A 14,576-nucleotide genomic window follows, 5' to 3' on the forward strand; every position below is an offset into this window, starting at 1 on the left:
GCACAACCCACCAAGCATAGGGACCCACCCCCGTAACCCGTGATCGGGTCGCGAGGACGGACATTACCGCTCGTAGGTCCCTCGAGGAGTCGGTTCGGACGACTGGATCACGCGCGTCACTCGTGCGCGGGAGTGGGCGCCTCGTCGATCTTGTCGGCAGCCCAGTTCGCCATCCACTGCGTCGCGGTGGTTCCGTTCCCGTCGACGACGAACGAGTTGTACATCGCGTGTACAGGATTGTTGTAGTACTCGGTCAGGCGCGACGCGCTGCTGAGCCAGTTTCCGACCTTCAGAGCGTCTGCCGGCGCGTCACAGATCCCGTCGCTGGGCGCACAGATCTGAACCGTGCGATCGGCGAGCGCCCCGAATCCGCCCGGGCGCACGCCCGTCATCGTGATCCCCGGCAGCTTCAGCCCCGCCAGCGACAGTTCGGCACCGACGCCGCCGACCGACGGACCGATGGTCGGTGCGGCAGCCGGATCGCGCCGGCCGTCGGCGATGACGCCGACGCCCAGCACCAGGTCCGCCGGCACCGGGCCGTCGCCCGCGCCGATCCTCGCCGCGACATCGCCGGCGATCACCGCGCCCTGCGAGAAACCGGTCAGCAGATACGTCGTGAGCGGGCACTCCGTGTGCCGACGCTCGATGAGGTCGATCGTCGCCGCGGTGCCGGCCGCCCGCGAGTTGTTGTACGACTCCTGACCGTCCGGCGGCAGCGCGATCGGGTTGGAGAACTGCGCGACGTACGGGACGGTGTAGACGTCGGCACGCTCCGGCGAGAAACGCTCCTGCAGCGGCCTGGTGACGTTGAGCATGAGCGACGCGGGATTGGCCGTGGGACTGTACGGATCGTCCGCGGCGTTCGACTCCCACGTCCCGGGCACGGAGACCACCTGGACGTCCGGGCAATCCGCCGGCTGCGCGCTCGGTGGTGTCGGCCCCGGTGGCGTCGGTGGCGTCGACTCGGGCACCCGCCCGGCCAGCAGGTACCAGACTGCCAGGACGACGAGCACCAGGATCGTCGCAACGACAGCGACGAATCCGAAGCGCCTACGCCCTCGGTTCTTCCCGGACTTCCGCGTTCCGCGGCCGCTCACACTCACGCGCGACTACCGGCAGTACTCGGCCTGAGCGACCCGGATGTAGACCGCGGCGTTCTTGCCGGCCTGCTCGGGCGAAAGCTCCTGGCCTGCGGCGGTGGCTTCACTGCCGACGGCGGCGGTGACGAACGTGGAGATCTCCTCGTTCGAGCTGCCCTGCTCCTTGGCGGCGCAGATGTAGTCGGCGGTCGACACGGCGATGAGACCGTCGCTGGCGGGCGTGATGCCCTCCTTCTTCAGCGCATCGAGGAACCCCTGACCGCGGGAATCGATCGGCACCGCGGTGGGGCCCGGGAAGCCGCTCGGGACCGACTGCTGCTGCTCGACGGGCTCGCTGGCGACCTCGCCCGCACCACCCGACGACGGCGCGGGCGCCTTCGCCGTGTCGCCCGTCTTGGCGGTGGGCGCCTTGGTCGTGGTGGACGCGGCGGCGGACGTGGTCGTCGGATTCCCCGTAGCCGACGAATCGTCGTCGCCACAGGCGACCAGGAGCCCACCGGCCGCGAGTGCCAGCGCGCTCACCGCGACGGTGCGGGCGAGCGCGGAACGGGTACGGGAGAAGTGCGACATGTCAGTCCTCGAGTTTGCTGTGTCGAAACGATGTCTTGAAACAGGCTACATATGACGCGGGGCGGTGCCCGGATCGTTCGATCCGGTCACCGCCCCGCGCGTGGTCAGACCATCGTCAGCCGATGTTCGTCTTACCGTCCTTGATGCTGATCACACCGTGCTGGAAGTTCTGCTGTGTGCCACCCGGGACGTCGATCTGATCGCCGATCGGGTAGCCGAGACGGCCGTTCTCGTAGCCCACCGAAGCCCAGGCGTCGAAGATCGGGCCGTTCTTCACCGACCAGGCACCGCTCGCGGGGCTCCAGTAGATGTTGCCGTTCTGGAAGCGGTTGAACGCGCCGCGATCCTTGACGGGAACCTCGCTGGTGACCGGAAGGCCGAGCCAGCCGTTCTCCCAACCCAGTTCGCCGTACTTCTTCATGATCAGACCGCGAACTGCCTGCGCGCCGGTCGGCTGGCTCCAGTACATCGTGCCGATCTCGAAGCCCTGGGCCAGGCCGTCCTTGCCCTGCAGCTTGGTCTGGTCTGCGTTCGGGTAGCCGAGCGGCCCCGTCTCCCAACCCTGCTTGACCCACTCGTCCTTGATCGGGCCACTCACCGCGTGGGCGCCGGTCTGACCGGTCCAGTAGACCGAGCCCTTCTGGAAGTGGTTGAACCGACCACGGCCGTCGGGCGTTCCGAGCTCACCTGTGGTGGGGAACCCCAGCACGCCGGCCGGACCGTTCGCGCCCTGGTAGGCGCCACCGACACGACCCGCGACGGCGTGTGCACCGGTGCCGCCGGAGAAGAAGATGCGACCGAAGCGGTAGTCCTGCGCGACACCGCCGGCGACCGGGTACTCGCCGGTGAGGCAGTCGCCGATCCACTTGTTGCCGTTGGCGACCGGCGCAATCGCGCCGCCCACGCCACAGCCCGGCTTGTCAGCCTCGACACCGAGCGCGGTGGCGAGCTGCGGCCACAGCTGGTGCAGCTCGAACTCCCAGTACGGCCACGAGTGCGTACCCGACGGACGGTAGTTGACCGTGGCCGGGATGTTGAGCTTGCGCAGCTTGGTGGTGAACGTCTGCGACGTGAGGCGGGACAGGATCTCGAGACCCATACCCGCGTAGTTGGTGCTGATGCCCGGGATGCCCGACGGCTGATCGTACGGGCCCGTGGTGCCGCTGCCGCTCGAGATGTAGAGGCTCACGCCCTTGAGCTTGTCGGCCAGCAGGTACGGATCGTGCGCAGCCCACGCGTCGTTGGTGGGGTTACCCCACATGGCGTCGGCGTCGTAGCCGCCCGCGTCGCTCATCGCGTACGAGATGGCCTGCGGCATACCGAGCGTGGTGGTCGTGAGGATGCCCGACAGCGAACCCGCGAACTTGAAGAAGCCCGGGTTACGCGCCGCCAGCATCATCGCGGACGTGCCGCCCATCGACAGGCCGACGGCGCCACGCGTCTGCGTGGTCCGCCACTGGCTCTCGAGGATCGGCGGGAGTTCCTTGGTGAGGAAGGTCTCCCACTTGTAGTTCTGTCCGTTGTTCTGGTCGAGCCAGTCGGCGTAGAAGCTGGACTGGCCGCCGATCGGCATGACCACGTTGACGTTCTTGTCCGCGTAGAACGCCTCGGCGTCCGTCTCGATCGTCCAGCCGTTCTCGTCGTCACGCGCGCGCATGCCGTCGAGCATGTAGACGACGGGGAACTTCGCGTCGGGCTTGGCGTTCCAGTCCCGTGCCAGCAGCAGCTGAACCTGGATCGGAATACCCATCGACGGCGAGTTCACCCACACCGCGACGCGGCGATCGGTGAGCCAATCGACCTGGCTGATGGTTCCCGCGGGCCCCGACTGAACAGTCGAGTTACCTCCGGGCGTGCCGAGGGACTGTGCACCGGCGGTTCCGACCGAAGTCAGGCCTGCCGCGAGCGGCATGACGAGCGCGGCTGCGGCGACGCCGAGCGCCCTCCTGCGCCACCTACCTTCGGTGCCGGCGCGGCGCGACGACCGCTCGAGACCTGATCGCATCGAGACAACTCTCCTTCGTCGTGGCGGGCGCACCTCGGGGCCGAGAACGTCGCTTCCTTACTACATGGCAGAAGCGGCGATCCGGGGTTGCCTCGCTGGGCGGTAAGTGAAATTTTTCGAAACAGGCCGGGCGAAGACAACTGCGCCCGAACGCAGGACGCCCTCCCCGCACACGCGGTGTGGGGAAGGCGGCTCACGTCACATCATGTGGGTCACCACGCGTTCAGCGTGTTGAGGATCTGGCCGCGGGCCTTCCACAGCTCGTCGGACCAGTAGCCCCACGCGTGGGTGCCGTTGGCCGGGAAGCTGTAAGTCGCAGGAATCTTCAGCGAGGCGAGCTTGAGCTGGAAGGCGCGGGTGTTGACCAGCGACAACGCTTCCAGGCCCATCGCGTTCGCGGCGTTGTAGTAGTCGATCGCCTTCTTCGGGTTGTCGTACTTACCCGGGAGGCCGCTGGAGGCGGAGATGTACATCGACAGGCCCTCGAGCTTGGGCGCGAAGACGAACGGGTCGTTGCGCAGCCAGCTCGGGCTCCACGGCGGTCCCCACATGGAGTCGACGTTGAAGCGACCGGCGTCGAGCATCGCGATGCGGATGGCCTCACGCATGCCGGGTGCCGAGATGTGCAGGTAGCCCGAGAACGAGCCGGCGAACTTGAACTGGTCGCGGTGGTAGGCGGCGAGAGTCAGGGCAGCCGAGCCACCCATCGACAGTCCGAGGACGCCGTTGTTGGTGCGCGAGACGCCGCGGCTCTCGAGGTAGGCGGGGAGTTCCTTGGTCAGGAACGTCTCCCACTTGTACGTGACCTTCTGACCGTTGAAGTTACTGGGCGCGTACCAGTCCGTGTAGAAGCTCGACTGGCCACCGACCGGCATCACCAGGGTGAGGTTGTCGAGGCGGTACTGGTCGAGCGCGTTGGTCTCGAACGTCCAGGCGTTGGCGTCGTCGCGTGCCCGCAGGCCGTCGAGCAGATAGAGCGCCGCGTCGCCGCCGCGTGCAGCCCACTGGATCTGGACCTTGATCGGGCCCATGCTCGAGTCGACGAAGACTTCCTCGTAGCCGCCTGCCGGCGCGCGGTGCGCGGCTGGCGCGGCCGAGGCGACCGAGGTACCGACGACTCCGGCGACCACCGGCAGCACCAGCGCGACGGCGGAAACGCCGAGCAGTCGCTGCTTGAGGCGCCGGGTAAGCCTCTGTCGATCAAAACGCATGGATACTGCTCTCTTCTCGTCTTCGCCTGCGGCGCCGCTCGGAAGCGGGCCGACCGGATTCCGTTGGGGAACGAGGCCGCAACGCCCTTGCGGGAGATAACGATCCTGTTTCAGGTCACACTGCGCTCGGAGGACTTTATGTCACAGCGTGCACATAGACAAATGCCCTCGAAATGACAACGCGGACACCTGCTGCGCTCTTCTCGCCACGGGGTGGTCATCGAATCCGGGCAAATCTGCGTTACACAAAAGAGACAATTCCGCGGTCGTCAGGCGCGTCGCGCCCGACGATCAGGACTGCGGAACACCGAGTCCGCAGCGCTGGATCTCGTACGCCGGAACGCGGTCGATCCGGTAATCCGCGAACTCGAACGAGCGACGCAGATTCTGCTTGAACCTCGCCCACGTCAACTCGGAACGGTACGAGGCGAGCAGGTCCTGCGTCGCCGGACACGTCAGGGCCGTGCGGGCGTCGGCCACCCAGCGCTCGTCCATGAACGGTGGAATCCAGGGGTGCAGTCCCACCATGCCGGCGTCGGCCACCACCCAGTCGGGCGCCAGGTCCTTGTCGTGGCCGATGCGGCCGTCGGTGAGCCGATCGGTGTGCGCGGCAATCGGGTTCGCCAACCCGATGTTGTCGAGCACCCGGACGTCCAGTGAGGTGTTCATCGAGGCCATACCCAGCATCGGGAAGAAGACGGTATGGCCGACACCGCCTTCCGGCGCCTGGCCCGGGGGCGGGACGACGTACATGAAGTCGTGCGCACCCGCGGAGATGACGACGCCGCCGTTCGGGGTGGCGGAGATCGACTCCGCGATGGACCGCACCCGCGGGAAGTCGAGGTAGTCCTCGGCGCGAATGGGGTGTGCGTGACCGGTTTCGAGGGAGTAGAAGGCTCGCTCGTCGACGATGCCGTTCCGTCCGACGACGGTGCCGTTCGGCATGCCGGCCGATCCCGCTGCCCACAGCGCCCACCCGACGACACTCACCCAGGCCGCGAGGGAGACGGCGCTGACGATCGTCGCGCGGCGGTCTCCCCGGTCGCGGCGGGCCGGGAACCGGACCGGCACCACGGCGACGGGCAGCATCAGACAGAACAGCGCAGGCAACAGCGTGCGGCCGTGCATGAAGTCGCCGCCGACCCGAATCGAGTACACGGCCGAGACGATTCCGCTGCCGAGGACGAACACGACCACGGCAGCCGGACTGCGGAGCCAGATCCGGAATCGGAGCACGCGCGAGGCCTCGGCGACGGCGGGCGCACCGGACGGAGTCGCACCGCGCACTCGCCAGAGGACGACGGCCGCGACGACGAGGAGCAGGACCGGGACCCACAACTTGTAGGGGTCGACCAGATTCTGCAGGTAGTCGAAGCCCTGGCCCCACTCCGAGCCGCCGGCTTCCTTCGTCACCGCGGTGTTGGGGTAGGGCAGCCCGTAATAGCCCATGCGGAAGATCTGGTACCCCACGGGAACCGCGCCGGCGGCAGCGACGACGCCGACCCTGGTGCGCCAGCCGATTCCGGCCGCCAGCACCAGCATCAGCAGCGCAGCGGCACCCAGCAATGCCATTTCGGGCCGCACGAGCGGACCCAGTCCCGCGACGAAGGCCAGGACGAGGATCGACGCGGTCGACGGCGCGGTCGACTGCGCCCACCGCAGCAGCAGCAGCGCCAGCAGCGCGATCCAGAAGAGGACCAGGCAGGTTTCCAGCCCGGAGGTCGCGAAGTCGCGCGCCGGGGCCACCGCGATGTAGACCAGCGCGCCCGCGGGAAGCAGCACCGTGCTGCCCGACGCCGAGATCCGCGCCGCGTACAACCGCTTCGCGGTGATCATCGCGAGCACGATCGCAGCAGTCGAGAGCACGAGAGCGATACCGAGCACGACGTACTCGAGCCGGGCCTGGGTGATCCAGCCGAATGTGTAGACGAGGTACGTCCACAGCGTGCTGGTGTTGGCCTCCACCCGTTCGCCCGCGTTGAAGACGGGGCCGTTGCCGGCAAGCAGGTTGCGGACCGTGCGCAGCACGATCAGCCCGTCGTCGGCGATCCACCGTCGCTGCCACGCTCCCCACGCGAAGAGGAGAGCTGTCAGCGCGACACCGCCGACGAAGACCGCACGCGAGATCCACTCCCCCAGGGGGCGCGGCTCGGTGTCGGTCTCGTCGGCGGCAGAAGTCGGCTCAGACGAGGTAGACAGCGACACCTACTACTCCGATCCAGGCAATCGCGAGGAACTGGAGCACCCGGTCACCCAGTGCAATCTCTTCCGGTTCGCCGGCCTCGCCACCGTCGACATCCACCGCGTACCGGAGGATGGCGATCGTGAAGGGCACCATCGAGATGGCGAACCAGTTGGTGTCGTTGGCGCGGTCCTGTTCGAACGCCCACAGGCCGTAGCAGATCACGACCGCGGTCGCGGACAGCGTCCACACGAAGCGCAGGTAGGTGCCGGTGTAGTACTGCAACGACTTGCGGATCTTCGCACCGGTGCGCTCCGCCAACTGCAGCTCGGCGTAGCGCTTGCCGGCCGCCATGAACAGCGAACCGAACGCCATGATCAGCAGGAACCACTGCGACAGCGGAATTTCGGCGGCCACGCCACCGGCGATCGCGCGCAGCAGGAAGCCCGACGAGACGATGCAGATGTCGAGGACGGCCTGGTGCTTGAGCCCGAAGCAGTACGCCAGCTGGATCGCGATGTACACGGCCATGACGACGGCCAACTGCCAGTTCGCGGCGAACGACAGCACGATCGCGCCCGCGAGCAGGACGACCGCCATCGCGTATGCAATGTTGACCGGCAGCACGCCGGCCGCGATGGGCCGGAATCGCTTGGTCGGGTGCGCGCGGTCGGCCTCGACGTCCATCGCGTCGTTGACGAGATAGATGCCCGACGCGGCCATGCAGAACACGACGAACGCGAGCGCGACGGGAAGCAGCACATCGGTTTCGGTGACCGACCCTGCCGCGAGCGGTGCGGCGAGGACGAGAACGTTCTTGACCCACTGCCGCGGACGGACGGCCTTGACGATGCCGCCGGCCAGGGTCTTGGGGGGCCCGGTAACGACTGCCGGCTCCTCGCTCATTTGACTCCAAACTTCTGCTCGGCCCGCAGCACAGCGGCGGCGGACACGGCGCCGAGTGCCGATCCTGCGAGCACGTCGGTCGGGTAGTGCACTCCGAGAACGAGACGTGAGAGCAGCATCGGCGGGACCAGTACCGCAGGCAAGGGTAGCCCGGTGAGCCGTCCGAGCAGCACTGCCGCCGCCGTGGTGGAGGTGGCGTGCGACGACGGGAAGCTCAGTTTGCTCGGCGTCGAGACGTTGACCTGTACGGACGGGTCGTTCGGGCGGGGACGGCGGATGACACGCTTGATGACGATCGACGCGGCGTGAGCGCCCACCGCGCCCACCGCGACGCCTGCCCAGCGGCGTCGGCGCGGCTTGTCCAGCGCGGCGCCGACCCCGGCGACAGCGACCCAGCCGAGCGCGTGCTCACCGAAGTGCGACAGCCCCCGTGCCGCGCGGACCACCTGGGGCTTGGACCCGATCGTGGCCTGCACGGTCTGCAGGATCCGGACCTCAGATGCCGAAGACACGTTCCCACCTCTCCTTGCTGGTCAGTTCAGGCACGGCTGCCTTGTACTCGCGCTTGAGTTCCGGGAAACGCTCCGCGAGTTCGCGGCGCAGGCGCAGTGACTCCTTGAACAGTCGGGCAGCGATCCGCGGGTCCCGCTTGCGGTACACGACGCCGCGGCCGTCCGCGGTGGTGACGGTGACACCGTCGACCTGCGAGAGCAGGAACCAGCGGGCGTCGAGCGTCGGGACGTTGAGCTGCGGCTGATCGTGGTGCGCGGGCTTCGCCTTCTTGACGTTGTGGACCAGTCCCTTGACCAGCCGAGTCGCGACGGCGACCTTGTTGGTCGGGAGGCTGACGGCGCCCACGTCCTCGCGGGACGGGAGCGGCAGGCTCGTCGACGACGGCAGCACGACGGCGTCGGGGTACTCCTTGCGCAGCGCATGGACGGTACCCAGCGCGGTGGGCAGCAACTCGGCGACGTGCTCGGGGCCGGCCAGGAAGTCCTGGATCGCCAGGTTCTGGATCGCAACCGTCGAGTACTCGAGGCACAGCAGGTGCTTCACGGTGGCCTTGACGGTGTCGAGAACCAGCCCGGAACCGTTGCCCGGCATGTGCAGCGCCGCGACGACCAGGCGGTTGCGGAGGTGGAAGTACGCCTGCCAGTCGATGGCGTCGTCCTTGTCGCTCCACGCCATGTGCCAGATTGCCGCGCCCGGCATGGTCACCGTCGGGTAGCCGGCGTCCTTGGCCCGCAGACCGTATTCGGCGTCGTCCCACTTGATGAACAGCGGCAGCGGCTGCCCGATCTCCTCGGCGACCTGCCGCGGGATCATGCACATCCACCAGCCGTTGTAGTCGACGTCGATGCGGCGATGCAGCAGCTTCGACTCGCGCAGCGGCTTCTTGGAGAAGTCGTGGTCGTACTCGACGTGCGGCGCCGCGGTCCACATGAAGTTGTCCCGCCTGATCACCTCACCCATCACGTGCAGGTGACTGCGGTCCTGCAGGTTGAGCATCTGACCGCCGACGAGCATCGGGCTCTTCGCGAACCGGGACATCGCGAGTGCACGCAGGATCGAGTCGGGCTCGATCTCGATGTCGTCGTCCATGAAGAGGATGAAGTCACAGGCTGCGTCGCTCTTCCGCGTCGCGTCGCTCGCCTGGAAGGTCTTCAGCGCCTCGTACATGATCCGGCTGTAGCCGCCGGAGCCACCGAGGTTGCCCTGGTCGTGGATGGTCAGCTTGTCGCCCAGCGCGGCGGCGGCCTCTTCGAAGCCGGGCTCGTCGCGGACCTTGCGGGTGCCCTGATCGGGGATGATGACGTTCTTCACGACGTCCATCACCAGCGGATCCGACGCGAGCGCCGTCAGCGCCTTGACGCAGTCGGTGGGCCGGTTGAACGTGGGGATACCGACCGCGACATTCGCCTCACCGGGAGCGTCGATCGGCGCGTGCCAGCCTGCGCTCAGCAGCTCGACGTCTGTGTCGGTAGTGATGTCGAACCAGAGCCAGCCGCCGTCCTCGAAGGGCCCGAGATCGATCTCGAACTCGAGAGCCCCCTCGCGGAACTCCTTGCCCTCGACGTGGATTCGCGACCCATCGGCCTTGGAGCGGTAGACGTCGACACGGCCGTGCCCCTTCAGCTCGAGCCGCAGCAGGACCGATTCGAGGACGCTCCACCGACGCCAGTAGCTGGCCGGGAAGGCATTGAAGTAGCTGCAGAACGAGACCTCGGACTCGGCGCCGATCGACACCGACGTGCGCGACGTCGCGTGCGCGCGGCGCGCGTTGGTGGCCGACTCCTCGGTGTAGAGGCTGCGGACGTCGAGCGGCTCACCGGCACGGGGCAGCAGGATCCGCTGGAGCAACGCCGTCACGCGAGGTCCCCGGCGAGCGCCTCGCCCGACTCGAGATGCGGGCGCAGTGTGTTGTCGAACATCGACAGCGCGCTGGCGATCGCCATGTGCATGTCGAGGTACTGGTAGGTGCCGAGACGCCCGCCGAAGAGCACCTTCGAGTCTGCGGCCTCGGCCTTGGCGCGCGCCCGGTAGGCCTCGAGCTTGGCCCGGTCCTCGGGCGTGTTGATCGGGTAGTACGGCTCGTCGTCGCTCTCCGCGAAGCGGGAGAACTCGCGCATGACGACCGTCTTGTCCTTGGGGTACTCCCGCTCCGGGTGGAAATGACGGAACTCGTGGATGCGGGTGAACGGCACGTCGGCGTCGTTGTAGTTCATGACCGGGGTTCCCTGGAAGTCGCCGGTCGGCAGCACCTCGGTCTCGAAGTCGAGGGTGCGCCAGCCCAGCTCGCCCTCGGCGTAGTCGAAGTAGCGGTCCAGCGGGCCGGTGTACACGACGGGCGCGTCGGGGTTCGCGGCGCGGATGTCGTCGCGCACATCGAACCAGTCCGTGTTCACCCGGACCTCGATCTTGTCGTCCTTCGCCATGTTCTCGAGCCACGCGGTGTAGCCGTCGACGGGCAGACCCTCGTACGTGTCGTTGAAGTAGCGGTTGTCGAACGTGTACCGGACGGGCAGGCGGGTGATGTTCCCGGCGGGCAGGTTCTTCGGATCGGTCTGCCACTGCTTGGCGGTGTAATCCCGGACGAACGCCTCGTACAGGGGCCGGCCGATCAGCGAGATCGCCTTCTCCTCGAGGTTGGACGCGTCCTTGGACTCGATCTCGGCGGACTGCTCGGCGATGAGCGCCTTCGCCTCTTCCGGGCTGAAGTAGCGGCCGAAGAACTGGGAGACCAGCCCCAGGCCCATCGGGAACTGGTACGACTGGCCCTTGTGCATCGCGAAGACGCGGTGCTGGTAGCTGGTGAACTCGGTGAACTGGGTGACGTAATCCCACACCCGCTTGTTCGACGTATGGAACAGGTGGGCGCCGTACTTGTGGATCTCGATGCCGGTCTCGGGCTCGGCCTCGGAGTACGCATTGCCTCCCAGGTGGTGCCGGCGCTCGACGACCAGCACGCGCTTGCCGAGCTGCGTCGCAGCCCTCTCGGCGATCGTCAGACCGAAGAATCCGGATCCGACGACGATGAGGTCGTACTGACCGGCGGACGGCTGGGGCGCATTCGAGGCAGTGCTGGGGGCAGTCACGGAAAACAGGGTAGGCGACTCTGCCGCCTGTGCGCCTTTCCGGTAGCGCGAACCACCGAAAAGGCGCAGGGGCACGCAGCGCCTACAGGTCCATCGCGATCGCCAGCATGGCGTCCCGCACGAACTCCGCGGTGCCCTCCCCGTGCCGGTCGTAGTTCTGGGCGAACCGTGGATCCGACACGTACATCTCGCCCAGCCCCGCGAACGCGTCGGCGCCGGGCCGGCGTCCTTGCCAGCCCGCGACGACCCACTCGTAGTGGCGTCGAGTGATCTCCCGCACCTCGGGTGCGTCGGGCGCGAGTCCCGCGGCGTGAGCGCGTCCGAAGTCGGCCGCGATATCGAGCGCGCGTTGCTGGAAGCCTTCCTTGTCCGCGGCGGACAGGCCGCGCCACCAGCGGTCGCCGCGGTCGTAGGCGTCCCTCCCCCATCGCTCGACCACCTCCTCCTCGTAGCGCGCGTGATCGAATCCGTCGAACATCTCCTCGGCCATCAGTGACTCACCTCTCCTCGTCTTGTCCAGCGTGGTGCGTACCGACGCGATGCGGCGATGCAGCCGTTCCCGCTCCTGTTCGAGCAACTCCAGGTGGGCGGCGAGCGCGGACTCGGTGTCCGCGTCGCCGGCCAGGACCTCCGCGATCGCGGTCAGCCCCAGCCCCAGCTCGCGGAGCAACAGGATCCGCTGCAGCCGCACGAGCGCGGCCTGGTCGTAGTGGCGGTAGCCGCCCGCGCCGATGCGACTGGGCGTGAGCAGTCCGACACTGTCGTAGTGCCGCAGCGTCCGACTCGTGGTCCCGGTGATCCGCGCGAGTTGCTGGATCGACCACTCTCCGGTCCGGTTCACGTCGCCTCCTCGGTGTGTCGGTCCACCCAGCCTGCAGGTTGACGCTGCGTCAAGGTCAAGCGGAATTCGCCCGGCGATACAAAACAAATCGGGCAGGACCTCCGCGCATGGCGGTGGTCCTGCCCGATTCGGTGCTGTCCGGTGCCGTCCGGCGCTATCCGGCTTCCGTCGGCACCGGCTGCACCACGGTGCTCGCATCGACGACCTGGGTGCCGAGCGTCGGCGTCCACACGATCGTGCCGCCGGCGTAGGTCCGGAACTTGCCCGACTCGTCGACGAGCATCAGCTCGGGCCCGGTGGGTTCGCCGAGGTTTCCGGACGGTCCGCCGAGTTCCCGGTACTTCACGTCGATCGGGGATTCGGCATCCACGACGCCCGCCGCGGGCGCGGCGATGGGCTCGGCGATGGGCTCGGCGATCGCGTCACCCGCCGCAGCGGCGAACGGCAGCGGTGCGGCCGAGCCCGGCGGAAGCGGGGGCAGCGGCGGCAGCGGGAGCGACGCCACCGAGCCCGGGTCGAGCGGAGGCAACGGAGGCAGCGGGAGCGACTCCAGCGAACCCGGCGACAGTTCGGGGAGCGGCGGCAGCGGGAGCGACTCGAGCGAGCCCGGCGGGATGGGCAGACCCGGGATCGGTCCGGGCACACCGGCGCCTCCCACGGTGAACCAGTCGGACTTGAGTCCGAGCTTCCATCGCGCTTCGTCGCCCGACCCTTCCACGGTGTGCGACGTTCCGACGACGCGGACGCGGGTCACGCGGCCGCCGTCGGCCCCGAGATTGTTGCGGCCGATCACCTCGAAGGAGATGAGCTCTCCCACTCCATATCCTCTTGCGATGGCACCGGCGGTGACGGTCTGCGTCCAATTGCGATTCGGTGACACGGCGTCGCCCTCGTCGATCACGGCCGGGAAGACGCCGCCGGAGGTGAATCCGCCTGACGACGACGAGAACTCGGCCGCCATGATCTGGTTGCCGCGCTTCAGCACGGTTCCGGTCGTGGAGCGGACTGCTTCGGTGGTCCGCCAGTCCTCGTTCGACGATCCGCGGTACACCTGGCAGGACTGGGTGTCGCAGGTCTGCGCATACCCGTAGCGGCGCTCGGCCGCGGCGTACGAGCGTGCCGCGATCGCCTGGGCTCGCAACGCCTCCTTGCCGCCGGAGTCGGCCCACGACGGGACCGACTCGGCCGGCACGACACCGTAGAGATAGTCCTCCATCAGCACCCGATTGACGGTCCGCCAGGCGCCGTTGCCGTCGCGGGTGGCGTTCATCGCGCCGCGGAAGGGGACGTTGCCGTCGCACAGTCGCAGATGCTCGTTGGCCGGACGATTCCCGCCGAGATTGACCGGATCCACCCACGGATGGCTGGTGGAGCCTCGCCAGATCTCGCGGCCGTTGCAGCCGTCGGTGACGGTGACGTCGGCGCCGCCGGACGTCGGGACGACGTGTGCAGCCGAGTTGGGCCCGAAGTATCGACCGGCAACGTTGAGTCCGGCCTGCGAGTAGACGTCGAGCCGCTTGTCGTCGCGGCCCAGAAGACGTACCGCCACCCAGGGGTCGGCGACCTGGCCCAGTTGAGTGTTGCCGTAGTAGTGACCGACGATGCGTTCCGCCGTCCACCCGAAGTTCTTCGCATAGCCGTAGGCGCCGTACTGGCCCATGCCGCGCCCGTGTCCGTAGCCGTGGCCGCTCAACGTGATCGGTGTTTCGGCGGCGACTGCGGGAGCGATTGCCGGATCCGCGCCGCGATCGGCGACCGCCAACCCGACCGCGGCGCCGACGACCAGGGCCGGCGCCAACCCGAAGGCGGCGAGCCGCGAGAGCGACCGCCTCGGACGGCCGTCGACGCGGCGGCGACGCATCACACGATCTGCGGAAATGCGAAGGCGGGGGGTCGCCATAGGCTCGCTCCTCATCACTGGAGTCCGGGAAGAAAATGGGCCGTGCAGGGCCTGCGCGAGGTCCGGGGCGGGGATGGAACGGGAGCGCAGCGGCCCCCGACCTGCACAGTCACCAAAAGGCTCAAGCTAAGGTTGAGCGTTAAGGATTCTGCGACTAGTGTGGCAACTGTGACTGCTGTTGGCAACATCTGACACTGAAGTAACTGCAGTCACAGCGGTAACATCTGCATCACAAGTTGCAGACATCCTCGGATGATCTGTGGAC

11 protein-coding genes are annotated in these 14,576 nt (G+C 67.8%); all 11 read right to left on the reverse strand.

The features are described from left to right. Window positions 1-116: 116 nt before the first annotated feature. The 11 genes from C8K36_RS22295 to C8K36_RS22345 all read right to left on the reverse strand — a co-directional run bounded on the left by C8K36_RS22295 (window position 117) and on the right by C8K36_RS22345 (window position 14,311). Window positions 117-1,103, reverse strand: coding sequence for a cutinase family protein (locus C8K36_RS22295; protein WP_181319685.1), 987 nt, complete (start codon window positions 1,101-1,103; stop codon window positions 117-119). A 6-nt stretch (window positions 1,104-1,109) separates the two neighbouring features. Continuing rightward, window positions 1,110-1,670: a DUF732 domain-containing protein gene (locus C8K36_RS22300; protein ID WP_107987105.1), complete on the reverse strand. Its 561-nt coding sequence runs from the start codon at window positions 1,668-1,670 to the stop codon at window positions 1,110-1,112. 115 nt (window positions 1,671-1,785) lie between these two features. Beyond that, window positions 1,786-3,675: an alpha/beta hydrolase-fold protein gene (locus tag C8K36_RS22305; RefSeq protein WP_107987107.1), complete on the reverse strand. Its 1,890-nt coding sequence runs from the start codon at window positions 3,673-3,675 to the stop codon at window positions 1,786-1,788. 212 nt (window positions 3,676-3,887) lie between these two features. Beyond that, the gene (locus tag C8K36_RS22310; RefSeq protein WP_107987109.1) at window positions 3,888-4,886 is read right to left on the reverse strand and encodes an alpha/beta hydrolase; all 999 of its coding nucleotides are present in this window, start codon (window positions 4,884-4,886) and stop codon (window positions 3,888-3,890) included. 291 nt (window positions 4,887-5,177) lie between these two features. Next, a complete protein-coding gene (zomB, locus tag C8K36_RS22315) occupies window positions 5,178-7,091 on the reverse strand; it encodes a flagellar motor control protein ZomB (protein WP_107987111.1) in 1,914 nt (637 codons plus the stop codon). Next, entirely contained in the window at window positions 7,069-7,974 is a 906-nt protein-coding gene (locus tag C8K36_RS22320) for a decaprenyl-phosphate phosphoribosyltransferase (RefSeq protein ID WP_107987113.1), read from the reverse strand. The genes zomB and C8K36_RS22320 overlap by 23 nt, the downstream gene beginning before the upstream one ends. Beyond that, window positions 7,971-8,486: a phosphatase PAP2 family protein gene (locus C8K36_RS22325; protein ID WP_107987115.1), complete on the reverse strand. Its 516-nt coding sequence runs from the start codon at window positions 8,484-8,486 to the stop codon at window positions 7,971-7,973. Before C8K36_RS22325 ends, C8K36_RS22320 begins: the two co-directional genes overlap by 4 nt. After that, window positions 8,470-10,344, reverse strand: a complete 1,875-nt coding sequence (locus tag C8K36_RS22330) for a glycosyltransferase (protein ID WP_107987117.1) — start codon at window positions 10,342-10,344, stop codon at window positions 8,470-8,472. The genes C8K36_RS22325 and C8K36_RS22330 overlap by 17 nt, the downstream gene beginning before the upstream one ends. Continuing rightward, entirely contained in the window at window positions 10,341-11,570 is a 1,230-nt protein-coding gene (gene glf / locus C8K36_RS22335) for a UDP-galactopyranose mutase (protein ID WP_107987119.1), read from the reverse strand. The genes C8K36_RS22330 and glf overlap by 4 nt, the downstream gene beginning before the upstream one ends. Before the next feature lie 82 nt (window positions 11,571-11,652). Beyond that, window positions 11,653-12,411, reverse strand: coding sequence for a MerR family transcriptional regulator (locus tag C8K36_RS22340; RefSeq protein WP_107987121.1), 759 nt, complete (start codon window positions 12,409-12,411; stop codon window positions 11,653-11,655). Between the two features lie 154 nt (window positions 12,412-12,565). Further along, window positions 12,566-14,311, reverse strand: coding sequence for a SpoIID/LytB domain-containing protein (locus tag C8K36_RS22345; protein WP_107987123.1), 1,746 nt, complete (start codon window positions 14,309-14,311; stop codon window positions 12,566-12,568). Window positions 14,312-14,576: the final 265 nt, after the last annotated feature.

Origin of the sequence: Rhodococcus sp. OK519 (assembly GCF_003051005.1) — a bacterium.
Classification (GTDB): domain Bacteria; phylum Actinomycetota; class Actinomycetes; order Mycobacteriales; family Mycobacteriaceae; genus Prescottella.